This window comes from Parapedobacter sp. 2B3, from assembly GCF_041925275.1.
In the GTDB taxonomy this organism is placed as follows: domain Bacteria; phylum Bacteroidota; class Bacteroidia; order Sphingobacteriales; family Sphingobacteriaceae; genus Parapedobacter; species Parapedobacter pyrenivorans_A.
The window spans coordinates 36,662-61,562 of sequence record NZ_JBHEUZ010000007.1; the positions used below are offsets into that span (position 1 = coordinate 36,662).

Genomic DNA, 24,901 nt, shown 5'->3' on the forward strand with positions numbered 1-24,901 from the left:
ACAAGCGGAAGTAGCTCAATTGGTAGAGCGATAGCCTTCCAAGCTATAGGTTGCGGGTTCGAGACCCGTCTTCCGCTCATAACGTGTTGAGCAAGCTCCGTCAGCCCACCAACTAGGTGAATTGACGGGGATTTGATTGTAAACACAAAAGCCGATGTAGCTCAGCGGTAGAGCACTTCCTTGGTAAGGAAGAGGTCATGGGTTCAAGTCCCATCATTGGCTCGTAAGGGTAACATAAGTTAACATTTATACATTAAAATTTTAAATTACTAATTCGCATAAACATGGCAAAAGAGAAATTTGACCGCAGTAAGCCGCACTTAAACATTGGTACGATCGGTCACGTTGACCACGGTAAGACAACCACTACTGCTGCAATTACGAAAGTATTGGCAGATAAGGGACTTTCTGAAGTCCGTTCTTTTGATTCAATCGACTCCGCTCCGGAAGAAAAAGAGCGTGGTATCACCATCAATACGTCGCACGTTGAATACCAGACTGCCAACCGTCACTATGCGCACGTTGACTGCCCGGGTCACGCTGACTATGTGAAGAACATGGTTACAGGTGCTGCCCAAATGGACGGTGCTATCATCGTGGTAGCTGCTACGGATGGTCCTATGCCCCAAACGCGTGAGCACATCCTTTTGGCCCGTCAGGTAGGCGTACCGGCTTTGGTTGTGTTTATGAACAAAGTGGATTTGGTAGATGACCCGGAGCTGTTGGATTTGGTTGAAATGGAAATCCGCGAGTTGCTGTCATTCTACGAATATCCAGGTGACGATATCCCGGTAGTGCGTGGATCTGCCCTTGGTGGTTTGAATGGAGAAGCCGAGTGGGTAGATAAAATCATGGAATTGATGGATGCCGTAGATAACTACATCCCGATTCCTCCGCGGTTGACAGAACTTCCGTTCCTGATGCCGATTGAAGACGTATTCTCCATCACCGGTCGTGGTACGGTTGCTACAGGACGTATTGAGCGTGGTGTGATCAATACAGGTGATCCGGTTGAAATCTTGGGTATGGGTGCTGAGAACTTGAAGTCTACCGTAACAGGTGTGGAAATGTTCCGCAAGATTTTGGATTACGGTGAGGCGGGTGATAACGTAGGTCTGCTGTTGCGCGGTATTGAAAAAACCGATATCCGTCGTGGTATGGTAATCTGCAAACCCGGCTCAGTAACTCCGCACACCGAGTTCAAAGCGGAAGTTTACGTGTTGTCAAAAGCTGAGGGTGGCCGCCATACGCCGTTCTTCAACAAATACCGTCCGCAATTCTATTTCCGTACCACAGACGTAACCGGCGAAATTTCTCTGCCTGATGGCGTAGAGATGGTTATGCCTGGTGATAACGTAACGATCACGGTGAAGTTAATCAACGCTATCGCGATGGAAAAAGGTCTCCGTTTCGCTATCCGCGAAGGTGGTCGGACAGTAGGTGCCGGACAGGTGACTGAAATCATTGCTTAATCCGTTAAGCAGCTGAATAGCAACATAAAGACAAAGTACCCATCAAAGGGTACTTTGTTCTTGAATACACGGGCATAGTTCAATGGTAGAATAGAGGTCTCCAAAACCTTTGATCTGGGTTCGAATCCTGGTGCCCGTGCTAATTATCGACAGAACATGGCGAACGTACTTGAATTTATAAAAGATTCCTATATCGAGATGACCCAAAAGGTCACTTGGCCCACTTGGGGCCAATTGCAAAATTCGGCCGTGGTTGTATTAGTTGCATCCATTATTATTGCACTACTTATATTCGGGATGGATAAGGCATCGAGTAACGTGCTCGAATTGTTCTATAATATTGGGTCTTAAGTCGGGGAAGAAGAAATGGCAGATCAAGCACTGAAATGGTATGTTGTACGGGCCGTAAGCGGTAAGGAAAAGAAAGTAAAACAATACATTGAGGCCGAGGTAAATCGCTTGGGCGTCAGCCACCTCATCCCCCAAGTGCTGATCCCGATGGAAAAATATTATCAGATGCGCGATGGCAAGAAAGTGGCCAAGGAGCGTAATTTCTATCCGGGATACGTATTGCTGGAAATGGCGTTGGATGGTGAATTGGAGCACGTCATAAAAAATATTAACAGCGTAGTAGGCTTCTTGGGCGACAAGGCAGGGAATCCGATTCCGTTGCGCCCGGCCGAAATAAACCGCATCTTAGGTAAGGTGGACGAGATGTCCGAACAGGGCGAGCTGATGGGCGTGCCGTTCTACGTAGGGGAATTGGTGAAGGTGAACGACGGCCCTTTCAATGGATTTACGGGCGAAATCGAAGAGGTGAACGAGGAGAAGAAGAAGCTGAAAGTGATGGTAAAGGTGTTCGGCCGCAAAACCCCGCTCGAATTGAATTATATACAGGTAGAAAAGGAATAAGCACATCCCGCGGGAAGGGATAGTTCTTTTTTTTCTGCTGCGCTTGATATTCACAAAAAAGTTGTACCTTTGCACTCCATTTTGGGGTGCTCCGTAGTTAAATGATAAGCGCTTCAAAATCTAAATGTTACGTTATAATGCTTCCAACTTACTAACAAACATTTATTTAATTAAATTTAAGATCGAGAAATGGCAAAAGAAGTCAGTGCGTTAGTAAAATTACAAGTGAAGGGTGGCGCTGCGAATCCATCTCCCCCAGTAGGGCCCGCTTTGGGTGCGAAAGGGGTGAACATCATGGAATTTTGCAAGCAATTCAATGCTCGTACGCAAGACAAGCCAGGCAAAGTATTGCCCGTCGTGATTACCGTGTATAGCGACAAATCATTCGATTTTATCATTAAGACCCCTCCCGTGGCGATCCAGTTGGTGGAAGCATCGGGTGTGAAAAAGGGATCGGGCGAGCCTAACCGTAAAAAGGTAGGTGCGGTGACCTGGGAACAGGTAGAAGCCATTGCCAAAGATAAAATGACTGATTTGAATGCGTTTACGGTCGAGTCGGCCATGCGTATGGTTGCCGGAACGGCACGTAGTATGGGTATTACGGTGAGTGGTAGCGCCCCCTGGAATAATTAATTAACGAAATCAGTTTAAGAAAGTGGCAAGATTAACAAAAAATCAGAAAGCGGCACTATCCAAGATTGAAGCTGGTAAAGCATATTCGTTACAAGAGGCATCAGCCTTGGTAAAGGATATAACCAATGCAAAGTTTGATGCGTCGGTGGATATCGATGTACGCCTCGGCGTGGATCCCCGTAAAGCGAATCAAATGGTGCGCGGTATCGCCACTTTGCCACATGGTACGGGCAAGACTGTCCGTGTATTGGTGCTCTGCACGCCTGATAAGGAAGAAGAGGCCAAGGCTGCAGGAGCAGACCATGTTGGATTGGACGATTACATCAGCAAGATCGAAGGTGGGTGGACCGATATCGATATCATCATTACCATGCCTAGTGTGATGGCAAAAGTAGGTAGATTGGGCCGTATCCTCGGTCCGCGTAACCTCATGCCGAATCCGAAAACAGGTACGGTGACGACCGATGTCGGTAAAGCGGTGACCGAGGTGAAAGCAGGCAAGATTGATTTCAAGGTGGACAAGACGGGGATTATCCATACGTCTGTCGGTAAAGTATCTTTTTCACCCGAAAAAATCTATGAAAATGCCCTGGAAGTGTTGCAGACAATTTCCAAATTGAAGCCGTCGGCAGCTAAGGGGACTTATTTCAAGAGTATTTACCTTTCTTCCACCATGAGTCCAAGTGTTCAAATCGAAACGAAATCAGTAGCGGGAATTTAATCATGAAAAGAGAAGAAAAACAAGAAATTGTTAAAGCTTTAGCTGAGCAGATTAAATCGTACGGTAATTTTTATATTGCCGACACTGCTGACTTGACCGTGGCGAAAATCAACGGGATACGCCGTAAGTGCTTTGATAGAGGGATTGCGATCCAAGTGGTCAAGAACACGTTGATCCAGAAGGCGCTCGTAGAGGCCGGAGTTGATTCGGAAGAGCTGTTGGGCGTCTTGAAAGGGTCGTCCACGATGTTGTTTTCCGAAACGGGTAATGCACCGGCTAAGTTGATCAAGGAGCTTCGCAAAGAGGGCGACAAGCCCGTTCTGAAAGGCGCCTACATCGATGCGGCTGTATTCATCGGAGACAACCAGGTAGATACGCTGTCCAAGCTCAAGTCGAAGAACGAACTCATCGGCGATATCATCGGACTGTTGCAGTCGCCTGCCAAGAACGTGGTTTCCGCACTTCAGTCCGGAGGCAATACATTGGCCGGTTTGGTTAAAACTTTACAGGAGAGAGGTTAATCGGGTCCCTCCAAATCAATACCCGAAGGATTATTCATTGTTTTTTAAAAAGTAAATTCAAAAATTAAAAATAAAATGGCAGATTTAAAAGCGTTTGCTGAGCAGTTGGTAAACTTGACAGTAAAGGAAGTTAACGAGTTAGCTCAAATCTTGAAAGACGAGTACGGCATTGAGCCTGCTGCAGCTGCAGTGGCTGTTGCTGGTCCGGCTGCTGGCGGTGATGCGCCTGCCGCAGCAGAAGAAAAATCAGCTTTCGATGTGATTTTGAAAGAAGCTGGCGGTCAGAAATTAGCTGTGGTTAAATTGGTTAAAGATTTGACAGGCCTTGGCTTGAAAGAAGCAAAAGACTTAGTTGACGGTGCGCCGAAAGAAATCAAAACCGGTGTCGCTAAAGACGAAGCTGAAGCTTTGAAAAAGCAACTTGAAGAAGCAGGAGCTGTTGTTGAGATCAACTAATTCGGTTCATACAACACACCTGGATGGGGTAGACTCTGACGTGAATTTCGTCAGAGTCTATTCCTATTTATGACTTTTCCTCTCATTACCAGTACCAAATCCGTGCTGTATGGATGCCTCTTACACGGCGAAAGCAGCGTCAAAGTGCAGTTTAAATAGTTAAACTAAAATCTTATTCCCTTGGCAAACAAAAATATTCAAAACGAAAGAGTGAATTTTGCAAGCAGCAGAAAGGTAATCGACTACCCTGATTTTCTGGATGTGCAATTGGAATCTTTCAGGGAGTTTTTTCAACTAGAAACAACTTCCGACAACCGCCATCAGGAAGGGTTGTTTAAGGTTTTTTCCGAAAACTTCCCCATTTCTGATTCAAGGAACATCTTTGTACTTGAGTTTTTGGATTATTTCATCGATCCGCCGCGTTACGGTATACAGGAGTGTATCGAGCGTGGGTTGACTTACAGTGTCCCGCTCAAGGCAAAGCTACGTCTCTCGTGTAACGACGAGGAGCACGAGGATTTCGAAACCATCGTGCAGGACGTTTATTTAGGGACCATCCCTTACATGACCCCGAAGGGAACCTTTGTGATCAACGGTGCGGAGCGCGTAATCGTATCGCAGTTGCACCGGTCGCCGGGCGTGTTTTTCGGCCAGAGCCGGCATACAAATGGCACCAAGTTATATTCTGCACGGGTAATCCCGTTCAAAGGGTCATGGATTGAATTTGCGACAGACGTGAACAACGTGATGTACGCATATATAGACCGTAAAAAGAAATTCCCGGTTACCACGCTTCTGCGCGCCATCGGTTACGATTCAGACAAGGACATCCTGGAGTTGTTTGAGTTGGCAGACGAAGTGAAGGTTAGCAAGTCGGGACTCAAGAAATATGTAGGCCGTAAATTGGCCGCAAGGGTATTGAAGAAATGGATCGAGGATTTTGTGGATGAAGATACCGGCGAAGTGGTTTCGATCGACCGTAACGAGGTCGTATTGGAACGCGAAACGGTATTGGAAGATGACCATATCGATCTCATCATCGATGCAGGCGTTAAGTCGATCATCCTGACCAAGGAAGATACGGCCAACAACGCCGATTATTCCATTATTTACAATACCCTGCAAAAAGATACCTCGAACTCGGAAAAAGAGGCCGTGGAACATATCTATCGACAACTGCGTAACGCCGAACCACCCGATGAGGAAACGGCACGTGGTATCATCGAACGCTTGTTCTTCTCCGACAAACGTTACGATCTTGGCGATGTGGGCCGGTACCGTATCAACCGCAAGCTGCAGTTGGATACCCCGGATGAAACCAAGGTCCTTACGCGCGAGGATATCATTGCCATCGTGAAGTATTTGATCAACTTAATCAACTCCAAAGCGGAAGTCGATGACATCGACCACCTGTCTAACCGGAGGGTGCGTACCGTAGGGGAGCAATTGTACTCACAATTCGGCGTAGGGCTTTCCCGGATGGCCCGTACCATCCGCGAGCGGATGAACATCCGTGACAACGAGGTGTTTACACCTACGGATTTGATTAATGCACGGACGTTGTCATCCGTCATCAATTCGTTCTTTGGTACCAATCAGCTATCGCAGTTCATGGACCAAACGAACCCATTGGCAGAGATCACGCACAAGCGTAGGTTGTCAGCCCTCGGGCCCGGCGGTCTGTCGCGTGAGCGTGCCGGATTTGAGGTGCGCGACGTGCACTATACCCACTACGGCCGGTTGTGTACGATCGAGACACCGGAAGGACCGAACATCGGGTTGATTTCGTCACTCTGCGTACACGCCAAGATCAATAACCTGGGTTTCATTGAAACGCCCTATCGGCGGGTCGACGATGGACGGGTTGTGGTTGAAGAACCGGTGATTTACCTTTCGGCAGAAGATGAGGATGGTAAAACCATTGCACAGGCGAATGCCGAATACGACGACAAGGGGAATTTCATTACCCCGAAGGTGAAGGCACGTTACGAGGGTGACTTCCCGGTTATCGAACCGGAAAAACTGGATTTGATGGACATTGCGCCGAATCAGATCACCTCTATCGCCGCTTCACTGATTCCGTTCCTGGAACACGATGACGCCAACCGCGCGCTGATGGGTTCCAACATGCAGCGCCAAGCGGTGCCGCTGTTGCGTCCGGAAGCCCCGGTAGTAGGTACGGGGTTGGAAGGCCGCGTGGCACGCGACTCCCGCACGTTGATCAATGCAGAAGCGAAGGGCGTGGTGGAATATGTGGATGCGAATGAAATCAAGATCAGGTATGAGCGTACGGATGATGACCGGTTGGTCTCGTTTGATGATGACGTGAAGACCTATCGCTTGATCAAGTTCAAGAAGACGAACCAAAGTACCTGCATTAACCTGAAGCCGATTGTTAAAAAAGGGCAGCAGGTAGAGAAGGGGCAGGTGCTGTGCGAAGGCTATGCTACGCAAAGCGGTGAACTTGCATTGGGACGCAATTTGAAGGTTGCATTTATGCCCTGGCAAGGGTTTAACTTCGAGGATGCGATCGTGATCTCGGAGCGTGTGGTAAGCCAGGATATCTTCACATCGCTGCATATCGAAGAGTTCGAACTGGAAGTGCGTGATACGAAGCGGGGTGAGGAAGAGCTCACGGCAGATATCCCGAATGTTTCGGAGGAAGCCACCAAGGATTTGGATGAAAACGGTATTATCCGTGTGGGTGCGGAAGTGCGCGACGGGGATATCCTCATCGGCAAGATCACCCCTAAAGGCGAATCCGACCCATCGCCGGAAGAAAAGCTGCTTCGTGCCATCTTTGGCGATAAAGCGGGCGATGTGAAAGATGCGTCGTTGAAGACCCCGCCGTCAATCAATGGCGTGGTGATCGATACGAAGTTGTTCTCGCGGGCGAAGAAAGTAGCTAAAGAAGAGGAGAAAAAAGCGCTCGACAAACTCGATGGCCAACATACGAAGGCATTGAAAGCCCTTAAAGACAAGTTGATAGATAAGTTGTTTACCATTGTAAACGGCAAGACTTCGCAAGGGGTCTATAATGTCTATAAGGAGCTGCTTGTACCCAAAGGGTCCAAGTTTACGCAACGTATCCTAAGTGAGTTGGAGTACACGAACATCAACCCGGCGGGATGGACGACGGATGAGGATAAAAACGAGCTGATCAAGCAGACGCTTCACTTCTATAATATCAAGTTGAATGAAGAACTGGGGGCCTATAAGCGCGATAAATTTGCGATCAGCGTGGGTGATGAGCTGCCCTCAGGTATCGTACAGATGGCTAAGGTATTCATTGCGAAGAAGCGGAAGCTCAAAGTAGGGGATAAGATGGCTGGCCGCCACGGAAACAAAGGTATCGTTGCACGTATTGTACGTGACGAAGACATGCCCTTCCTGGAGGACGGCACGCCGGTAGACATCGTGCTGAACCCGCTTGGGGTGCCTTCACGGATGAACCTCGGCCAGATTTACGAAACCGTACTGGGCTGGGCCGGGCAGAAATTGGGTGTCAAGTTTGCCACGCCGATTTTTGATGGTGCTTCTACGGAAGAGGTGGAAGGATGGGTGAAAAAGGCCGAGCTTCCCGAATCCGGCCGAACTTATCTCTATAACGGGTTGACCGGTGAGCGCTTTGACCAACCGACGACAGTGGGTGTGATTTACATGCTGAAATTGGGCCACATGGTCGATGACAAGATGCATGCCCGGTCCATCGGCCCGTACTCGCTCATTACGCAGCAACCGCTGGGTGGTAAAGCGCAATTCGGTGGTCAGCGTTTCGGGGAGATGGAAGTGTGGGCGCTGGAGGCATTCGGTGCGTCCAACATCCTCCAGGAAATCCTAACCGTTAAATCAGACGATGTGGTAGGTAGGGCCAAGACCTATGAAGCCATTGTGAAAGGCAACAACCTCCCAACCCCGTCTGTGCCCGAATCGTTCAACGTACTGGTGCACGAATTGAGAGGTTTAGGTTTGGATATCACGCTGGATTAATCAAGCATAGCGCGTTAACTTTAGAAACGAAAGTATGTCTTACAAGAAAGATAATAAGATAAAAAGTAACTTCACCTCCATTACGATCAGCTTGGCGTCGCCAGAGACCATTCTTGAGCGATCAAGCGGTGAGGTGGTTAAGCCGGAAACGATCAATTACCGGACGTATAAGCCGGAGCGTGATGGTTTGTTCTGCGAACGTATTTTTGGACCCGTAAAGGATTACGAGTGCCATTGCGGTAAGTACAAACGTATCCGGTACAAAGGCATCGTATGCGACCGTTGTGGCGTGGAGGTAACCGAAAAGAAAGTGCGCCGTGAGCGTATGGGGCACATCAGTTTGGTGGTACCCGTAGCTCACATCTGGTATTTCCGCTCCCTACCCAACAAGATCGGCTACCTGCTGGGGCTCCCCACCAAGAAGCTCGATATGATCATCTATTACGAGCGGTATGTCGTCATCCAATCGGGGGTTAAGGAAGAGGATGGTATCCAATACATGGATTTCCTGACGGAAGAAGAGTATCTTGATATTTTGGATACGCTGCCCAAGGAGAACCAATTCCTGGACGATACCGATCCCCAGAAATTCATCGCCAAGATGGGAGCCGAAGCGCTCGAGGAACTGCTGAAACGCCTGGACCTCGACCAGCTTTCTTATGACTTGCGCCACCAAGCGGCCAACGAAACTTCGCAGCAACGTAAGAACGAAGCGTTGAAACGCCTACAGGTGGTTGAAGCATTCCGCGGCTCGCGGGACCGGATAGAAAACCGTCCGGAATGGATGATTGTGAAAATCGTACCTATCATCCCGCCCGAGTTGCGCCCATTGGTGCCTTTGGAAGGTGGTCGTTTCGCTACTTCCGACCTGAATGATTTGTACCGTCGTGTGATCATCCGCAACAACCGGTTGAAGCGCTTGATGGAAATCAAGGCTCCTGAAGTGATCCTCCGCAACGAAAAGCGGATGTTGCAGGAAGCGGTAGATTCGCTGTTTGACAATTCCCGCAAGGTAAACGCCGTGAAAACGGAAGGAAACCGTGCGCTGAAGTCGTTGTCGGATATCCTTAAAGGTAAGCAAGGCCGGTTCCGCCAGAACCTGTTGGGTAAGCGGGTGGATTACTCCGCTCGTTCGGTCATCGTGGTGGGCCCGAACCTGAAACTGCATGAGTGTGGACTGCCGAAAGACATGGCAGCCGAGCTATATAAACCGTTCGTTATCCGTAAGATGATTGAGCGGGGCATCGTGAAAACGGTGAAATCAGCGAAGAAAATCGTGGACCGGAAGGACCCGGTTGTATGGGATATCCTCGAAAATGTGTTGAAAGGGCACCCCGTGCTGCTCAACCGTGCGCCAACACTGCACCGGTTGGGTATCCAGGCTTTCCAGCCGACCTTGGTGGAAGGCAAGGCGATCCAGCTACACCCGTTGGTGTGTACGGCGTTCAACGCCGACTTTGACGGTGACCAAATGGCGGTACACTTGCCATTGGGCAACGCTGCCATTCTGGAAGCACAGATATTGATGCTTGCGTCGCACAACATCCTCAACCCTGCGAATGGTACGCCGATCACGGTTCCTTCCCAAGACATGGTGTTGGGGCTTTACTACATGACCAAAGGCCGCAAAACCGACGAAAGCCGGGTAGTCAAAGGCGAAGGGATGACCTTCTACTCGGCCGAGGAGGTAATCATTGCCCATAACGAAAAGCAGATCGATTTGCACGCCTTCATCAAAGTGAAGACGAACGTAAGGGGTGCTGATGGTAATATCGAGGAGCGTGTCATCGAGACCACGGTTGGACGCGTGTTGTTCAATCAGGTTGTTCCGGAAGAGATCGGTTATGTAAACGAGTTGCTGACCAAGAAGTCGCTGCGCGATACCATTGGTAAGGTAGTTAAAATTACCGGTATGGCGCGTGCAGCGAAGTTTCTCGATGACATCAAGGAACTTGGTTTCCAGATGGCATTCAAGGGCGGGCTGTCGTTCAACCTACAGGATTTGAACATCCCCGACGCTAAAGTCGACCTTATTGAGCAAGCAACGAAAGAAGTTGAGGAGGTGATGAGCAACTATAACATGGGCTTCATTACCAACAACGAACGGTACAACCAGATCATCGACATCTGGACCCGTATCAATAACCGGTTGACGGCAAACGTGATGGAAATCCTCTCGACCGACAACCAAGGGTTCAACTCGGTATATATGATGCTCGATTCGGGTGCCCGTGGATCCAAAGAGCAGATACGCCAGCTCTGCGGTATGCGGGGACTGATGGCGAAGCCGCAGAAGTCGGGCGCATCGGGAGGTGAGATTATCGAAAACCCCATCCTTTCGAACTTCAAGGAAGGGTTGTCTGTATTGGAATACTTTATCTCTACGCACGGTGCACGTAAAGGTCTCGCGGATACCGCCTTGAAAACGGCCGATGCGGGTTACCTCACCAGGCGTTTGCATGACGTAGCCCAAGATATGATTGTGGTGGATGAAGACTGCGGAGGCTTGCGGGGTGTTTATACTACCGCACTGAAAGACAATGAAGATATCATAGAGCCTTTGTACGATCGTATACTCGGCCGGGTTTCATTGCACGATGTGTATGACCCCGTAACAGGAGACCTGTTGGTGGCTGCCGATCAGGACATCGACGAGGAAGTTGCGTCAAAAATCGAGCACTCTTCGGTAGAAGGGCTCGAAATCCGTTCGGTATTGACCTGTGAGAGCAGGCGTGGGGTGTGTTCATTGTGTTATGGACGGAACCTCGCTACCGGAAAGCGCGTGCAAAAAGGCGAAGCGGTCGGTGTAATTGCGGCCCAGTCTATCGGCGAGCCGGGCACGCAGCTTACGCTCCGTACGTTCCACGTGGGTGGTACGGCATCGAACATCGCAGCGGAATCGCAAATCTTTGCTAAGTTTGACGGTATCGTCGAGTTGGAAAATATCCGTTCGGTGCCGCACGAAGGTGAGGAAGGCCCCGATCAGGTGGTCATCGGCCGTTCGGGCGAATTCCGGATTATCGATCCCGAATCGAGGAAAGTGCTGATGACCAATAATATACCTTACGGTTCATACCTTTACGTAAACGCCGGAGATACCGTGACGAAGGGACAACGTATATGCTCATGGGATCCGTACAATGCCGTCATTATCTCCGAGTTCGGTGGTAAGGTCGAGTTCGAGTCCATCATCGAGGGAGTAACCTTCCGTGAGGAATCTGATGAGCAAACCGGGCACCGCGAAAAGGTGATTATCGATACGCGCGATAAAACCAAGAATCCGGCAATCAAGATACTTGATAGCAAGGGCGCGGTTATCCGTACATACAACATACCTGTTGGTGCACACGTTTCCGTTAATGACGGCATATCGGTAAAAGAAGGGGTAATCCTTGCCAAGATTCCGCGTTCTACGGGTAAGACGCGCGATATTACCGGCGGTCTGCCACGTGTTACCGAACTGTTTGAGGCGCGTAACCCATCTAATCCGGCCGTTGTAACCGAGATAGACGGTGTGGTGACGTTGGGTGGTGTGAAACGCGGTAATCGCGAAATATCCATCGAATCGCGCGATGGGCAGATCAAGAAGTACCTCGTGCCACTGTCAAAACATATCCTCGTTCAGGATAACGACTTTGTGAAAGCAGGTATGCCGCTGTCTGATGGGTCTATTTCCCCAGCAGACATCCTCGCCATCAAAGGGCCATCGGCTGTGCAGGAATACCTCGTGAACGGTATACAGGAAGTTTACCGTTTGCAAGGGGTGAAGATCAATGATAAGCACTTCGAGACCATTGTGCATCAAATGATGCAGAAAGTCGAAATCGAAGATCCGGGTGATACGCGATTCCTGGAACGGGAGGCAGTTAACCGGTGGGATTTCGTAGAAGAGAATGACGGGATTTACGACAAGAAAGTCGTGGTAGACGAAGGCGATTCCGATGAGCTGAAACCGGGACAGATCGTATCACTGCGTAAATTGCGGGATGTAAATTCCGGGTTGAAACGGCGCGACTTGAAGTTGGTCGAGGTACGCGACGCGATTCCTGCTACATCGAGCCCCTTGCTGCAAGGGATTACCCGTGCATCGCTGGGTACGAAATCGTTCATCTCTGCGGCTTCCTTCCAGGAAACCACCAAGGTGCTTAACGAGGCTTCGATAGCTGGCAAACGCGACAACCTGCTCGGCTTGAAGGAAAATGTCATCGTAGGCCACTTGATTCCTTCGGGAACGGGTTTGCGCGACTACGAAGGTATCATCGTGGGATCCCAGGAAGAATACGATCAATTGCTCGCCTCTAAAGAGGAAGACTAATTGGGTAATCGGTAGTCGGTGACCGATGGTGTCAGCGAGTGCTATTTACTGATAAGCTTATAAGACCGCTAGGCGCGAGCCTCGGCGGTCTTTTTTGTGCTTACGGGCTTTGTGACAAGGTTCGATGTCTCACGTCTCACGTCTGATGTCTCATATCTGAAATCTATCGCGTATCTTTGCACCCACCATGGGAACACTCCTCGATATTGGGCAGAAGCCTTACAATCACTACGGTGCCCACCTGCGGGCCAAATATGACGGCAAGCGGGTGTTCAAAATCATCGTAGATGGCCAATTCACCTGTCCGAATCGCGACGGCAGCAAAGGCTATGGCGGGTGTACATATTGCAATGTAGATTCTTTTACACCCGATTCGGCACGGAAGCTGCCCACCATCCGGCAGCAAGTGGAAGAGGGTATACAGCGGGCGGTGAATGGGTACGGTGCAGAAAAATTCATCATCTACTTCCAGCCGAATACCAATACCTATGCGCCTACCCATTACCTCAAGGCGATGTATGACGAGGCGCTCAGCGTGGCGCCGGAAAACGTGGTCGGCTTATCGGTGGGTACGAGGCCCGATTGCATCGACTTTGAAAAAGTGGCCTTGCTCGAAAGTTATACCGATCGCTATGACGTGGATTTGGAGATGGGTATGGAGTCCATTTATGACGATACACTCAATCGGATCAACCGGGGGTGTACCCATCAGGAATTGGAAACCGCATTGAGGCTTGTAGAGAATAGTCCGTTGGATATCTGCGTGCACACCATTTTCGGGTTTCCTTGGGAGAGCCGCGAGATGATGCTACGCTACGCTGATGAAATCAACCGGTTTCCGCAGATCAAGTTCATTAAACTCCACCACCTCCATATTGTGGAAGGTTCCATCATGGGCGTGCATTATAAACGCGAGCCATTCCACGTATTCAGTTTGGAGGAGTACACAGATTTCCTCTGCGAATTTATCCCCTTGCTGCGCCCCGAAATCGTTATCCAACGCTTATTCGGATTAGCGGACCAAGAGCTTCTGATTGCTCCTAATTGGGGGAAAGGGAAATCGGCCATCCAGACATATATTGATAAGGAGTTGGAAAAACGCGGTGCTTACCAAGGTAGTAAGTGCTATAATGGAAATCGTTAGTTTTGCAACGCGCCTATTCCTGATATTATATATGCATAAAATTACCTGATCAACGAATCAAATACGATTTGAGACCAAGACTCAAGCGCTTTATAGTTGTTGGCTATAGTAGACTTATCTGCCCATCTACACGTCATCTTATCCGGTTCGTTAATGGTAAATGACTGTGATTTGGCCTGTCCTCGGAATACCATACCTAAATGGACCCTGCCGACCTCAGACTGTTCATCGTTGATAAAGCCTAGAAAATCAGGATTCCCTACGAGTTCTATTGAAACTTCTTCTTCTAATTCTCTTTCGAGGCATTGTACAATCGTGTTACCTGCCTCAATATTATCTATTGGATTGATGTGACCACCTATGCCTAACGACAATTTGTTATGGAGTCGCCTTTCCGTTTGGGCTTTGGTTCTGTTATACAATAGATATTGACTGTTATGCGTTATAAAAAGATATGGGATTATCTGTTTAAATTGAGGGTTTGTTTCGGCCAAATCTCGTGGTTCTGAAGAGAGATTGTTGATTATAATGCTGTAGTCCTGATTATCTATGTATCCAAAATCTGTCACCAGTATGCCGTGCAGTAACTCTCTTTTCACTCCTAATACGATTTCCATGCTTTAAATCTTTTTTTGAATTGTTGGTTTATCTGAATTGTTATATCTCCCGTTATATGGTTTTACAATATTTGTCGAGGTTTTGAAAAGAAAAAGTGCTCCAATTTTTTCCTTTGGGCGTATCTTTATCGTCATCTTCGAGAAATTGACGATTTCGAAAGTAATCTTGCCTGAAAAACCGGGTTCAATCTGGGCATCACAGCAATGGATGGTAACGAATAATCTCGCTAAAGACCCCTTTGTTTGCAGGATTCCAAAATACCCAACCGGAATATTTACCCGCTCATGGGAACAGCCAAGTGCTGATTCTCCAGGACCAAGCGTTAGAAACTCATCATTGTTCAAACAACGTTCCTTTATCCATTCCAAAGGCAACTCATTTCCATATACAAACGTCATATCACCGGTTGGGATGATATCAGTTATATTGTTGTCTAAACTAAGTGCTATGGATGTCTCATCATAACATTCGTTCACGTTCTCAACAATTTTATGTTGGCTGATCAACGAGCTCAAGTTTTCACCTACAACTATCATTACTTATGTTGTTGTTACCTGGATTCATTTATGCTTCATGACGCTACTGCATCAATCGATTTTAAGGAATACGTTTAATAATGTCCCAATTAACGCGATTAAGGAGATAAAAATTGCGATCAGTTCTTTGTTCTCCTTCACCCACACAAGAAAGCGCTTTTTTCTGCCTATCGGTTTAGGGCTTACTGGTGCGGCGTCATTGCTTCTTTTGTTTTCATATGGCAGGTTTGTTTCCATTTCAAAGAATACGCAAGTACATAAGGGTGCATCCTTCACCAACTTGATTTTCTTTTTGCTGCCGTTATATATTCCAATTTTTAGTTTATTATCAAAACTAGGATCAATTTTTCCTGTTGATATGAAAGCCCCTTGAAATATATGGCGTCCTTTCCCGGTAACGAGACCAAATACATTCAATGGCATCCTGATGTGTTCTTTTGTCTCGATTAGGATGGACTGGAATGGATTTATCTCGACGCCATCAGCTACATCATATGCAGTGTTTTCGTTAACGAAAAACCACTTATCGCCAACGCTTAAATCGACTGATGCAGGGCCATCGTCTAATTTATAAGAGCCCTGATCTATATAAATTAGGCTTTGACTTGATAACTTACTTTTGTTATAACGGGATAAGTCATTTGTAATTCTATTTTTGAGGTCGACTATTGCCATATTTATTCGTTTTGGCTTTTCTTAAAATGATGACCAGCGGACACATTCAGCATAAATATCCAATGACTATAATCTGATGATTAATCAAAAATAGCGATTAATTTGGATAATACGGTTCTTAAATAGGTAAATTGCGATTACTAGTGATGCGTTAAATTTTGATGCGTTACAAGTAAGTTATTGATTATGTTTTTGTTGTATTGATTTTTTGTTTTTGATTTGAAATGACTTGCTTAACACATAACGTATTAAATTCAAGATAACCGGTCCTAGCGACATTTTAGAGAACCTTTATGCTATCACAAGCCAAAAAAATAGTAATCGGACAACTTAACGCATCAGTACTAAATTGCGATTATTTAATAAAGTGTTTTAATTGGATGATTTCCTTTTCCTCGAGGTAGCGCCAGCGCCCCCGTGGGAGGTCCTTTTTGGTAAGATTGGCGTACACCACACGGTCCAATCGGATAACGTCATAACCCAGGTGTTCGAAAATCCGTCGTACGATCCGGTTCTTGCCACTATGGATCTGGACACCGATTTCACGTTTGCTGGCACCCTGCACATAGCTGATGGCATCGGGCTTCACGAACCCGTCTTCCAGTTCCAAGCCGAATCCGATTTTGTTCAGGTCGCCCTGGGTGAGATTTTTGTCCAGCTCCACGTTGTATATTTTGGTAACGTTATTGCGCGGGTGGGAAAGTCTCTCAGCGAGGCTACCATCGTTGGTCAATAATAATAAGCCTGTGGTATTACGGTCTAGCCTTCCTACCGGATAAATCCGCTCGCGGGTAGCTTTCGCTACCAATTGCATTACGGTGCGTCTTTCCTGTGGATCGTCTGTCGTGGTGATATAATCTTTCGGTTTGTTTAGCAGCACGTAGACCATTTTCTCCCGCCGTAAGCGCTCCCCGTTGTAGCGTACTTCATCTTTCGCGGGATCCACTTTGCTGCCCAGTTCGGTGATGACTTCACCATTCACGGTCACAACGCCTGCTTCGATCAGCTCATCGGCTTTCCGCCGGGAGCAGATACCCGCGTTGGCGATGTATCGGTTGAGACGTATAAGCCCGTCATCCTTGGCTTCTATTGCGGTGTATTGTTTAGCGCGTCCATCGGTCCGCTCCCGTCGCTTTTTAGACGGATCATAGGGCTTGTTGCCATATGTACGGCGCTCCGATTTATTGGAAGGCGCGTGGCCATCTCGTTTATAGGGTCCGTCGCGGCGGGTATCGCCACTTTTGTCATTCCGCTGATCGCCCGTCTTCCTCCAGCCGGTATGGCTGCCGCCCCGCTTCTCGTTGTCTGATGTATCGTGGCTACGGAACTTGCGGCCCTTTGCTTGTTGTGGGTGGTCGGAGGTTGACCTGCGCCGCGGTTTGGAGTTGTCATCGCGACTGTTCCTTTTGTTACTAAATGGCATGATTTTTTACCGTAAAAAATGTAAGCTGCAAAAGTAGTCAAAAAATACGGGTTAAATGGCGTACGGCTCTTTTTTTACAAAAAGATAACCGCAAAAGATACGTTAAAATATGTTAAAGTGCAAGACGGTTTCTTGTAACTATTTGTATATTAACAGTATAATTTATACTTTTGTCGCCAGCTTTTTGGATCAAGCAATTTATCCCGTTAGTTTAGGGTGTTTGAATTGCAGAAAAGGTATTGAATGGTAAAAAAACAACTGCTCTGTTTTAGCGCGGTTTTAGTAGTGGTGTCGCTCTCCAAGCTATACACCCACGAAGTGTCGGCTGATGAGCGCCACACGGAAGCATGGTCTGAGGATTCGTTAGCGCAACGGATACTCATGCAGGACGATATCAGTGCTATCCGCAACACCCCGTATTTTGCATCGTTGTCTTTCGCAGACGAGAGCGTGCCGTTGGGCGACCAACAGATTGAGCGTAAGATGATGCGTTATCTCCGCGAATATTCCTACGCCAAGCGGCGTTCACACGGCCTGCATCGTACGGCTTTGCGTGCGTTGCCCACGGTGGCAGCCATCCTTCGCGCCCACGGCGTTCCCGAAGACTTTAAGTATGTCCCGCTGGTTGAAAGTGGTTTCACCAGTGGCACCACGTCGCACCGGGGTGCTTCGGGTTACTGGCAGTTTATGCCCGCTACCGCCAGGTCGTTCGGCTTGCGGGTGGATACGGATGTGGACGAACGCCAGGATATCGAGAAGTCAACAGTAGCGGCCGCGAAATACATCAAAGCGTTATACCGGGAGTTCAACAGCTGGACCTTGGTAGCCGCAGCATTCAATATCGGTGAGGGCAATCTCTTGCGGGCCATTAGCCGGCAACAAGAAGACAACTATTTCCGGCTGAAGCTGAACAAAGAAACAGGAAGCTACGTATACAAACTCATCTCCGTAAAGGAAATCATTGAGCACCCGAATTTACACGGTTACCGCCGCAATGCCATACGTTTAGCTGACGCTTCATCCGCCGGGTCGTCGGAAAACCACCTGTAGGTTATTTACCTTAAATCCACGATTTCTACACCCGGGTAATCTTTTTGCTGGAAAGCAAACTTGTTGTTCGGAAGCGGTGGGTTTGCGTTGGTATTTTTGATGGTGTATACGAATCGATTACCTCCTTTATCGAAAATCGTAACATCATGTATCCGGTACGCCTTTTCATCCACGCGGAGTTTGATTTTGAAATAGGGTGCATAGGCATCTGTTGGCGTGAGCTCAACGACCGCTAGCGGCTTGCTGCCGGCACGCTCGTCGTCGGCCGACACATATTTGTAGCCTTCTTTATAAAAAGAAAAGATGTTGGTTGGCGAGATGGCCTCGGAAGCGGGGGGCACTTCGGTGATTTGAACTTCCCCTACATCCTTGAGCACCATCCATTGCGTTTTCCCGTCACTGATGATGTCTTGGTTGCCCGTGGTAATGTAGTATTTGCCTGCCGGCTTATCCATATAAATCGTCCCCGACTCGGTATGGGTGGCCTGGTCGGCCTGTTTGATCGCCAGCGAAAACTCCGCTTGCAAGGTTTTGTACGCTTCATAGGTTTGGCTTACCCGGTCAAGCAGCGATTTCGCTGCCGCATCGGTTTGCGTATAGCCGGGTAGGGCCATGCTTACCATCAGCGTAGCTAGTGCGGTTATCCCGTATATCGACTTTTTCATCTTTCACTATCTTTCTTCAACCCATCCAAAAACTGTTCCAATGAGTATTCGTCGGGGAATAGTACTTCCCGTGCCTTGCTGCCCTCAAACGGGCCAACGATGCCCGCCGCCTCCAATTGGTCAATAATCCGGCCCGCGCGGTTGTAACCGAGTTTGAGCTTGCGTTGTATAAGCGAGGTGGAGCCTTGCTGATGGAGCACCACCAGACGGGCGGCATCTTCAAACATGGAATCCCGATCGCTCATATCGAAATCTTCCATGCCGCCTTCGCCATCTTCACCCACATATTCGGGCAGGAGCAATGCCGAAGGATAGCCCCGTTGGTTGCCGATGAAGTCGGATATTTCCTCCACTTCGGGCGTATCCACGAAGGCACATTGTATCCGTATCAGATCGCTGCCGGTGGCCAGCAACATATCACCCCGGCCAATGAGTTGGTCCGCCCCCCCCGAATCGAGGATTGTCCGCGAATCAACTTTAGAAAGCACACGGAAAGCCAATCGGGCAGGGAAGTTGGCCTTGATGGTGCCGGTAATGATGTTTACCGACGGGCGTTGTGTGGCGATCACTAAATGGATACCGACGGCCCGTGCCAGTTGCGCCAACCGCGCGATGGGTGTTTCAACCTCCTTGCCGGCGGTCATCATCAAGTCTGCAAACTCGTCGATGATCAGTACGATGAATGGAAGGTACCGATGCCCCTCTTCCGGATTGAGCCGTCGGTTTACAAATTTCACGTTGTATTCCTTCAGGTTTCTCACCTGTCCGTTCTTCAGCAGGTCGTAGCGGGCATCCATTTCGATGCACAGTGAATTGAGGGTATTGATTACCTTTTTGGTGTCGGTAATGATGGCATCTTCCTCTCCCGGCAGTTTGGCCAGGAAGTGCCGCTCAATTTTCCTGAATAGGGACAATTCAACCTTTTTTGGGTCAACCAGCACGAACTTGAGTTCTGCCGGGTGCTTCTTATAGAGCAGCGAGGTGAGAATCGCATTGATGCCAACCGATTTACCTTGCCCGGTAGCTCCTGCCACCAACAGGTGGGGCATTTTGGTGAGGTCGGCAATATATACTTCGTTGGATATGGTGCGGCCAAGGGCGATGGGCAGGTCCATGTCCGTATGCTGGAACTTCTCGGTCGCCAACACGGACCGCATGGAAACCATCTCAGGGTGGCTGTTGGGAACTTCGATACCGATGGTGCCTTTGCCCGGCATGGGGGCAATGATGCGGATACCCAATGCCGCCAGGCTCAATGCGATGTCATCTTCAAGATTCTTTATTTTCGATATGCGTACCCCTGGTTTCGGGATAATCTCATACAGTGTGACCGTAGGTCCGATGGTCGCCTTGATTTTGGCTATTTCGATATTGTAGTTGCCCAGGGTATCTACGATCTTGTCTTTATTTGCTTCGAGTTCGTGGTTATTGACCGTAATCTTGCCCGAGCCATAGTCGCGCAGTAGGTCGAGGGTAGGGTGTTGGTAGCCAGACAAATCGAGTTTCGGGTCGTACTGGCCTACTTTTTCCACGAGCTCATCGGCTGTGCTCGGTTTTTCTTCTTTGATGGGGGCAACGGTCAATGCCGGGTTTTTGAGCTCATTCTTGGCCTCGGTTTTTTCCGGAGGCTCCGCTATGGTAAAATCGGGCACCGGATCCTCATCGGTGAGCAATGGCTTGGAAGCACTGACGTTCTGGTGTAGCTTCTCATTACGTTGCTCGGCTTCCTTCGCCCGGTTCAGGCTAAATTCTACGGGATCCACCCGATACTCCGATTCCCGAGTGTAGCGTTCTTCATTACGTGCGGCGTTGGCTCCATCGTCGAATGGGTCCGTAGCCTCCAACGAATCGGAACAGTTGCGGCGCAGACTGAATTTGAAATCCAGGTTGTACAAGATAATCAGTACCGTAAAGATGGTGAAAATGAGCAAGCCGGCTACACCGGCAGTGCCTATTTGAGCTTCGAGCAGCCTATTGGACCAAAAGCCAAATTCACCTTCGAGAAAATGGGGGTAATTATTGGTGAATCCGTGGATGAAGCCCAGCGTAACGGAAAGGAATATCAAGGAGAAAAATGCGTACCCCAGCACTTTCCATATCGAAATGATCTTCACTTTGAACAACCAGCGGTAGCCAATGATAAAGAGGATGCCAACGAAAAGGAACGATGCGACGCCAAACCACTTGTAGATGAATTGATGTGCCAGCAAGGCCCCCACTTTGCCCATCCAATTCTGCACCACCGGGCTTTCTATTCCTGCGAGTTCAAGTTCTTCGCGTGTTTCGAACAACGTATTCCAGCCGCCGTTCGCAGCAGATACGTAGCTTTGATCCTCTTTCCACGTAAATAAGTAGGATATGAATGCGATAAGGAAATATACGGATAGGATAAGTAGAAACAGCCCCGCTATTTTTACAGCTTTGTTGCCAAAAATGCTGATGGACTTTACGCTAGGCGATTTCAGCTCGCGTTTTTTTCGCCGGGAGGACGGGCCTTCCGCGTCATTTCGAATATTTTTTCTGAATGAATTCGCTTTTCCAGACATCTAAAGCACACGTTTTGTTTGAGACAAACTTACGTATTTTTTGCTGATTATCGGCTGCCCCGTCTCACGGCGCAAGGCCCGCACCGGTTTCGAAATTCTTTATGCGAGTGTAGCGATTTAACCCGATGGTTCGTTATGTCGTATACAAGACGCGTTCAAAAATAGGGGCAATGAACTTGTCTGATGGATGATTAAGGTTAATTGGATTAGATGGAGCGATTTCAAAAGGTAAAAATGAATAGGTGGTTTTTGGCTGGCGTGATGCTGGTAGTAGGTAGCCTGCTGAACGGTTGTCTCAAAGACGATAACCAGGTATACCAGGTTGCCGCTGTACGTGGATTGAATGCGGTTCCAGGGTCGGGACAATTGGATGTTTTTTTGGACCAGAATAAACTCAATTTCGACAGTGGCACTTGGCACGACGAGGGCTTTGCCTACACGGATACGTTACCTTACAAAAATGCCTGGCCAAATAATAGGCTGGTCAGTATCGTTGATCCGGTAGATTACCCCAATGCCGAGCCGCTTGTTCAGAAGACAGTAAGCTTTATGCCGGGCAAGTTTTATTCATTGTATGTGATTGGGCACGATGATATGGATGTTTTATATACAGAAGATAACCTGTCTGAGCCGGCAGCCGGAAAGGCAAAAATCCGCTTTATCCATTTAAGCCCCGATGCGCCCGCGTTGGATTTTTCGGTAGAGGCAAACTCGGGCGATCCCTTAACCATCCGTGATAAGGCATTCAAAGAAGCGACCGATTTCACGGCGATCGACGGCGGTATAGCCTATGCCGTCAATTTCATCGAGCACAGCAATGACAATGTGCTGCATACGTTCGCATTTACGCCAGAAACGGGAATGATTTATACGGTTTGGGTGAAAGGACTACTTGGCAATACGGGCGATGCAGCCATGGATTTCGGCCACGGCGTCATTACCCATTAGACCATACGGTTTTCTCCATAAAGTTTAGGTTGATTGAAATCCGTCGAAAGGCGGATGCCGTCTCGCCCCAAGCGAGACGGTTTTTTTATTCCGCAATCATTTACTCCGCAATCAGCAAAAAATAGTTCTTCTTGCCGCGCTGCACAATCAGGTACCTATCGTTTACGAGATCGCCTACTCCAAAAAGCTGCGTGGCATCGTTGATCTTGATCTTATTGATGGAGACCCCGCCACCCTGTATCATTTTGCGTCCCTCTCCCTTTGACGGGAAAACCGCGCTATCAACCGATAGTAAATCCAATATCGGTACGCCTGCTTCCAGTGAGCTCCGCGATAGGTGGAACTGGGGCACACCATCAAATACATCAAGCACCGTGGTATGGGCCAAGCCGCCCAGAAACTCGAGCGAGCCATTGCCAAACAGAAATTCAGAGGTTTTCACCGCTGTTTCATAATCCGCTTCCGAGTGTGTACGGATGGTGATGTCCTTGGCCAGGGCTTTTTGAACCACCCGGAGGTGGGGGGCGGTATCGTGCTCAGCTATCAGTGCATCTATCTCTTCTTTGGGCTTTAAGGTGAATATCTTGATCCAATTTTTAGCGTCTTCGTCGCTTGCATTGAGCCAAAACTGGTAATACCGGTAAGGCGAAGTCTTCTCGGCATCCAACCATACCGCACCGCTTTCCGTTTTTCCAAACTTGTTGCCGTCTGCTTTTTTGATCAGCTGGGTGGTGAGTCCGAAGGCGGTGCCACTTTCCTTACGGCGGATGAGTTCCGTTCCGGTAACGATATTACCCCACTGGTCAGATCCCCCCATCTGGAGGGCACAACCATGGTTCTTCCACAGGTAGAAGAAATCATAGCCCTGTATCAACTGGTACGAAAACTCGGTGAACGACAGGCCGTTTTCTCCTTCGAGCCTTTTCTTGACCGAATCTTTGGCCATCATGTAATTTACCGTGACGTGTTTGCCAACGTCGCGGATAAAATCCAGAAAGCGGAACTCCTTAAACCAGTCGTAATTATTGACCATGATAGCGCCCTGTTCTCCGACAGAGAAATCCAAGAACTTGGCCAACTGCTTTTTCAGGCAAGACACGTTATGTGCCAGTGTGTCTTCATCCAACAGGTTGCGCTCGGCTGATTTGCCGGAAGGGTCGCCTACCATGCCTGTTGCACCGCCCACCAACGCCACGGGGCGGTGGCCCGCTTGCTGGAAGTGGATAAGCGTCATCAGTTGGGTCAAGTGACCCACGTGCAGCGAATCACCGGTAGGGTCGAAACCAATATATCCTGCCGTTTTTTCCTTGAGTAATTGTTCCTCGGTGCCGGGTATGATATCGTGCAGCATACCGCGCCAGCGTAATTCTTCAACAAACCCCATTGCTATTCCAAGTATTCAATGCTGTGATCAATCTGGGGGCAAAGATAGCAGAATGCACCGTAAATTATCAGTGAAATTCGTTACCTTGGCGCAATAAGTGTTGAATGAGCATAAAGTGAGCCGCATGAATTTCCTCTCACATTATTATTTCGAACGCTACAGCCGCAATCCCGAGTTGGTGATGGGATGCGTACTACCCGATCTGGTCAAGAATGCAGATAAGGACATCAACGTATTGCCACATAAGTACGAGCGGCGTTTTGATGGCAACCCGAAGCTTGGCGATATTTACCGCGGATGGGGCCGCCATGTGGAAGCCGACCGTTATTTCCACAATGCGCCGTTTTTTTACACCCACACGCATGAATTGAAAGGGTTGTTGGCACCTGCCGTTGCCGAAACGCCGGTGAGGCCTTCGTTCCTGTCGCATATCGCATTGGAACTGTTGCTTGACCACCTACTCCTCCGCCACCAAGCGGTGCATGAGTCGGATTTTTACGAGTGCTTGGCGGCGGCCGATCGCGATATGGTGGCACGGTTCCTGACGTTGTGCGGCGTGCAGGATACGACATTTTTCTCTACGTATTTCAATAGTTTCATGCGTGCGCAGTATATCGGTAGCTATCGGCATTTTGATCAGCTAACCTACGCGATTATCAACATCTGCCGCCGGATCTGGGATGTGCAACTGCGTGCGGACCAACAAGCGTTGATGACAGCGGCACTTGCGGCATACGCGACTGAATTGGATGGCGCCTTCCGGTCTATTTTTGATGACCTCGAAGCACATCTCTCCTGAAATACGATCCGGATTACCTATAAAATAATAGCACCGTCGTGGCTCCGGTAAAATATTTTTTTTATGTTTGAACGGTTGGTAGTCAATCTAACC

The 24,901-nt window shown here is 48.6% G+C and carries 20 protein-coding genes and 3 tRNA genes; 16 read left to right on the forward strand and 7 right to left on the reverse strand.

The genetic code is table 11. The features are described from left to right. The first annotated feature begins 4 nt into the window (after window positions 1-4). The 13 genes from ACEVG1_RS09515 (at window position 5) to ACEVG1_RS09575 (ending at window position 14,164) form a co-directional block, all read left to right on the forward strand. A tRNA-Gly gene (locus ACEVG1_RS09515) sits at window positions 5-77 on the forward strand. Between the two features lie 73 nt (window positions 78-150). Continuing rightward, a tRNA-Thr gene (locus ACEVG1_RS09520) sits at window positions 151-222 on the forward strand. Window positions 223-284: 62 nt separating this feature from the next. Next, window positions 285-1,472 carry an elongation factor Tu gene (gene tuf, locus ACEVG1_RS09525; RefSeq protein WP_374743427.1) on the forward strand — a complete coding sequence of 396 codons (1,188 nt, stop codon included), beginning with the start codon at window positions 285-287 and terminating at the stop codon, window positions 1,470-1,472. Between the two features lie 68 nt (window positions 1,473-1,540). Then, a tRNA-Trp gene (locus tag ACEVG1_RS09530) sits at window positions 1,541-1,611 on the forward strand. Window positions 1,612-1,628: 17 nt separating this feature from the next. Beyond that, window positions 1,629-1,823 carry a preprotein translocase subunit SecE gene (secE, locus tag ACEVG1_RS09535; protein WP_325636315.1) on the forward strand — a complete coding sequence of 65 codons (195 nt, stop codon included), beginning with the start codon at window positions 1,629-1,631 and terminating at the stop codon, window positions 1,821-1,823. 15 nt (window positions 1,824-1,838) lie between these two features. After that, window positions 1,839-2,384 (forward strand): transcription termination/antitermination protein NusG, encoded by a 546-nt coding sequence (gene nusG, locus ACEVG1_RS09540; protein ID WP_374743428.1) that lies wholly within the window; start codon window positions 1,839-1,841, stop codon window positions 2,382-2,384. A 189-nt stretch (window positions 2,385-2,573) separates the two neighbouring features. Beyond that, the gene (rplK, locus tag ACEVG1_RS09545) at window positions 2,574-3,017 is read left to right on the forward strand and encodes a 50S ribosomal protein L11 (RefSeq protein ID WP_374743429.1); all 444 of its coding nucleotides are present in this window, start codon (window positions 2,574-2,576) and stop codon (window positions 3,015-3,017) included. Window positions 3,018-3,039: 22 nt separating this feature from the next. Beyond that, window positions 3,040-3,738 (forward strand): 50S ribosomal protein L1, encoded by a 699-nt coding sequence (gene rplA / locus ACEVG1_RS09550; RefSeq protein ID WP_374743430.1) that lies wholly within the window; start codon window positions 3,040-3,042, stop codon window positions 3,736-3,738. A gap of 2 nt (window positions 3,739-3,740) precedes the next feature. After that, a complete protein-coding gene (gene rplJ / locus ACEVG1_RS09555) occupies window positions 3,741-4,259 on the forward strand; it encodes a 50S ribosomal protein L10 (RefSeq protein ID WP_374743431.1) in 519 nt (172 codons plus the stop codon). A 75-nt stretch (window positions 4,260-4,334) separates the two neighbouring features. Further along, a complete protein-coding gene (gene rplL, locus ACEVG1_RS09560) occupies window positions 4,335-4,715 on the forward strand; it encodes a 50S ribosomal protein L7/L12 (protein WP_325636310.1) in 381 nt (126 codons plus the stop codon). 180 nt (window positions 4,716-4,895) lie between these two features. After that, window positions 4,896-8,705 carry a DNA-directed RNA polymerase subunit beta gene (gene rpoB, locus ACEVG1_RS09565; protein WP_374743432.1) on the forward strand — a complete coding sequence of 1,270 codons (3,810 nt, stop codon included), beginning with the start codon at window positions 4,896-4,898 and terminating at the stop codon, window positions 8,703-8,705. Between the two features lie 34 nt (window positions 8,706-8,739). After that, window positions 8,740-13,020 carry a DNA-directed RNA polymerase subunit beta' gene (gene rpoC / locus ACEVG1_RS09570; protein ID WP_374743433.1) on the forward strand — a complete coding sequence of 1,427 codons (4,281 nt, stop codon included), beginning with the start codon at window positions 8,740-8,742 and terminating at the stop codon, window positions 13,018-13,020. Between the two features lie 187 nt (window positions 13,021-13,207). Then, window positions 13,208-14,164: a TIGR01212 family radical SAM protein gene (locus tag ACEVG1_RS09575; RefSeq protein ID WP_374743434.1), complete on the forward strand. Its 957-nt coding sequence runs from the start codon at window positions 13,208-13,210 to the stop codon at window positions 14,162-14,164. A gap of 41 nt (window positions 14,165-14,205) precedes the next feature. Here ACEVG1_RS09575 and ACEVG1_RS09580 read toward each other — a convergent pair whose 3' ends face one another. The 4 genes from ACEVG1_RS09580 to ACEVG1_RS09595 all read right to left on the reverse strand — a co-directional run bounded on the left by ACEVG1_RS09580 (window position 14,206) and on the right by ACEVG1_RS09595 (window position 17,416). Next, window positions 14,206-14,781, reverse strand: a complete 576-nt coding sequence (locus ACEVG1_RS09580) for an NUDIX domain-containing protein (protein ID WP_374743435.1) — start codon at window positions 14,779-14,781, stop codon at window positions 14,206-14,208. 3 nt (window positions 14,782-14,784) lie between these two features. Further along, complete coding sequence (locus ACEVG1_RS09585; protein WP_374743436.1) at window positions 14,785-15,318, reverse strand: hypothetical protein; 534 nt, start codon at window positions 15,316-15,318, stop codon at window positions 14,785-14,787. Window positions 15,319-15,369: 51 nt separating this feature from the next. Next, window positions 15,370-15,993: a hypothetical protein gene (locus ACEVG1_RS09590; protein WP_374743437.1), complete on the reverse strand. Its 624-nt coding sequence runs from the start codon at window positions 15,991-15,993 to the stop codon at window positions 15,370-15,372. A 355-nt stretch (window positions 15,994-16,348) separates the two neighbouring features. Next, the gene (locus ACEVG1_RS09595) at window positions 16,349-17,416 is read right to left on the reverse strand and encodes a pseudouridine synthase (RefSeq protein ID WP_374743438.1); all 1,068 of its coding nucleotides are present in this window, start codon (window positions 17,414-17,416) and stop codon (window positions 16,349-16,351) included. Between the two features lie 243 nt (window positions 17,417-17,659). Between ACEVG1_RS09595 and ACEVG1_RS09600 the strand changes: the two genes are divergently transcribed. Further along, window positions 17,660-18,466, forward strand: coding sequence for a lytic transglycosylase domain-containing protein (locus ACEVG1_RS09600; protein ID WP_374743439.1), 807 nt, complete (start codon window positions 17,660-17,662; stop codon window positions 18,464-18,466). Window positions 18,467-18,471: 5 nt separating this feature from the next. Here the strand turns inward: ACEVG1_RS09600 and ACEVG1_RS09605 are convergent, their stop codons facing one another. Both ACEVG1_RS09605 and ACEVG1_RS09610 read right to left on the reverse strand, forming a co-directional pair. Beyond that, window positions 18,472-19,131 carry an outer membrane lipoprotein carrier protein LolA gene (locus ACEVG1_RS09605; protein WP_374743440.1) on the reverse strand — a complete coding sequence of 220 codons (660 nt, stop codon included), beginning with the start codon at window positions 19,129-19,131 and terminating at the stop codon, window positions 18,472-18,474. Next, window positions 19,128-21,677 carry a DNA translocase FtsK 4TM domain-containing protein gene (locus ACEVG1_RS09610; RefSeq protein WP_374743441.1) on the reverse strand — a complete coding sequence of 850 codons (2,550 nt, stop codon included), beginning with the start codon at window positions 21,675-21,677 and terminating at the stop codon, window positions 19,128-19,130. Before ACEVG1_RS09610 ends, ACEVG1_RS09605 begins: the two co-directional genes overlap by 4 nt. A gap of 210 nt (window positions 21,678-21,887) precedes the next feature. Here ACEVG1_RS09610 and ACEVG1_RS09615 point away from each other — a divergent pair, with 210 nt between their 5' ends. After that, on the forward strand, window positions 21,888-22,625 hold the full coding sequence (locus tag ACEVG1_RS09615; protein WP_374743442.1) for a DUF4397 domain-containing protein: 738 nt from the start codon (window positions 21,888-21,890) through the stop codon (window positions 22,623-22,625). Between the two features lie 100 nt (window positions 22,626-22,725). On the opposite strand, the gene tyrS is transcribed toward ACEVG1_RS09615, so the two are convergent. Then, the gene (gene tyrS / locus ACEVG1_RS09620; protein ID WP_374743443.1) at window positions 22,726-24,009 is read right to left on the reverse strand and encodes a tyrosine--tRNA ligase; all 1,284 of its coding nucleotides are present in this window, start codon (window positions 24,007-24,009) and stop codon (window positions 22,726-22,728) included. A gap of 124 nt (window positions 24,010-24,133) precedes the next feature. On the opposite strand from tyrS, the gene ACEVG1_RS09625 reads away from it, so the two are divergent. Beyond that, window positions 24,134-24,808, forward strand: a complete 675-nt coding sequence (locus ACEVG1_RS09625; protein WP_374743444.1) for a hypothetical protein — start codon at window positions 24,134-24,136, stop codon at window positions 24,806-24,808. Window positions 24,809-24,901: the final 93 nt, after the last annotated feature.

Bases quoted from the DNA above. Each gene is read 5' to 3' on its own strand.
- tuf (WP_374743427.1), top strand. From the start codon at position 285: ATGGCAAAAGAGAAATTTGACCGCAGTAAGCCGCACTTAAACATTGGT.
- secE (WP_325636315.1), top strand. From the start codon at position 1,629: ATGGCGAACGTACTTGAATTTATAAAAGATTCCTATATCGAGATGACC.
- nusG (WP_374743428.1), top strand. From the start codon at position 1,839: ATGGCAGATCAAGCACTGAAATGGTATGTTGTACGGGCCGTAAGCGGT.
- rplK (WP_374743429.1), top strand. From the start codon at position 2,574: ATGGCAAAAGAAGTCAGTGCGTTAGTAAAATTACAAGTGAAGGGTGGC.
- rplJ (WP_374743431.1), top strand. From the start codon at position 3,741: ATGAAAAGAGAAGAAAAACAAGAAATTGTTAAAGCTTTAGCTGAGCAG.
- rplL (WP_325636310.1), top strand. From the start codon at position 4,335: ATGGCAGATTTAAAAGCGTTTGCTGAGCAGTTGGTAAACTTGACAGTA.
- rpoC (WP_374743433.1), top strand. From the start codon at position 8,740: ATGTCTTACAAGAAAGATAATAAGATAAAAAGTAACTTCACCTCCATT.
- ACEVG1_RS09575 (WP_374743434.1), top strand. From the start codon at position 13,208: ATGGGAACACTCCTCGATATTGGGCAGAAGCCTTACAATCACTACGGT.
- ACEVG1_RS09580 (WP_374743435.1), bottom strand. From the start codon at position 14,781: ATGGAAATCGTATTAGGAGTGAAAAGAGAGTTACTGCACGGCATACTG.
- ACEVG1_RS09585 (WP_374743436.1), bottom strand. From the start codon at position 15,318: ATGATAGTTGTAGGTGAAAACTTGAGCTCGTTGATCAGCCAACATAAA.
- ACEVG1_RS09590 (WP_374743437.1), bottom strand. From the start codon at position 15,993: ATGGCAATAGTCGACCTCAAAAATAGAATTACAAATGACTTATCCCGT.
- ACEVG1_RS09595 (WP_374743438.1), bottom strand. From the start codon at position 17,416: ATGCCATTTAGTAACAAAAGGAACAGTCGCGATGACAACTCCAAACCG.
- ACEVG1_RS09600 (WP_374743439.1), top strand. From the start codon at position 17,660: ATGGTAAAAAAACAACTGCTCTGTTTTAGCGCGGTTTTAGTAGTGGTG.
- ACEVG1_RS09605 (WP_374743440.1), bottom strand. From the start codon at position 19,131: ATGAAAAAGTCGATATACGGGATAACCGCACTAGCTACGCTGATGGTA.
- ACEVG1_RS09610 (WP_374743441.1), bottom strand. From the start codon at position 21,677: ATGTCTGGAAAAGCGAATTCATTCAGAAAAAATATTCGAAATGACGCG.
- ACEVG1_RS09615 (WP_374743442.1), top strand. From the start codon at position 21,888: ATGGAGCGATTTCAAAAGGTAAAAATGAATAGGTGGTTTTTGGCTGGC.
- tyrS (WP_374743443.1), bottom strand. From the start codon at position 24,009: ATGGGGTTTGTTGAAGAATTACGCTGGCGCGGTATGCTGCACGATATC.
- ACEVG1_RS09625 (WP_374743444.1), top strand. From the start codon at position 24,134: ATGAATTTCCTCTCACATTATTATTTCGAACGCTACAGCCGCAATCCC.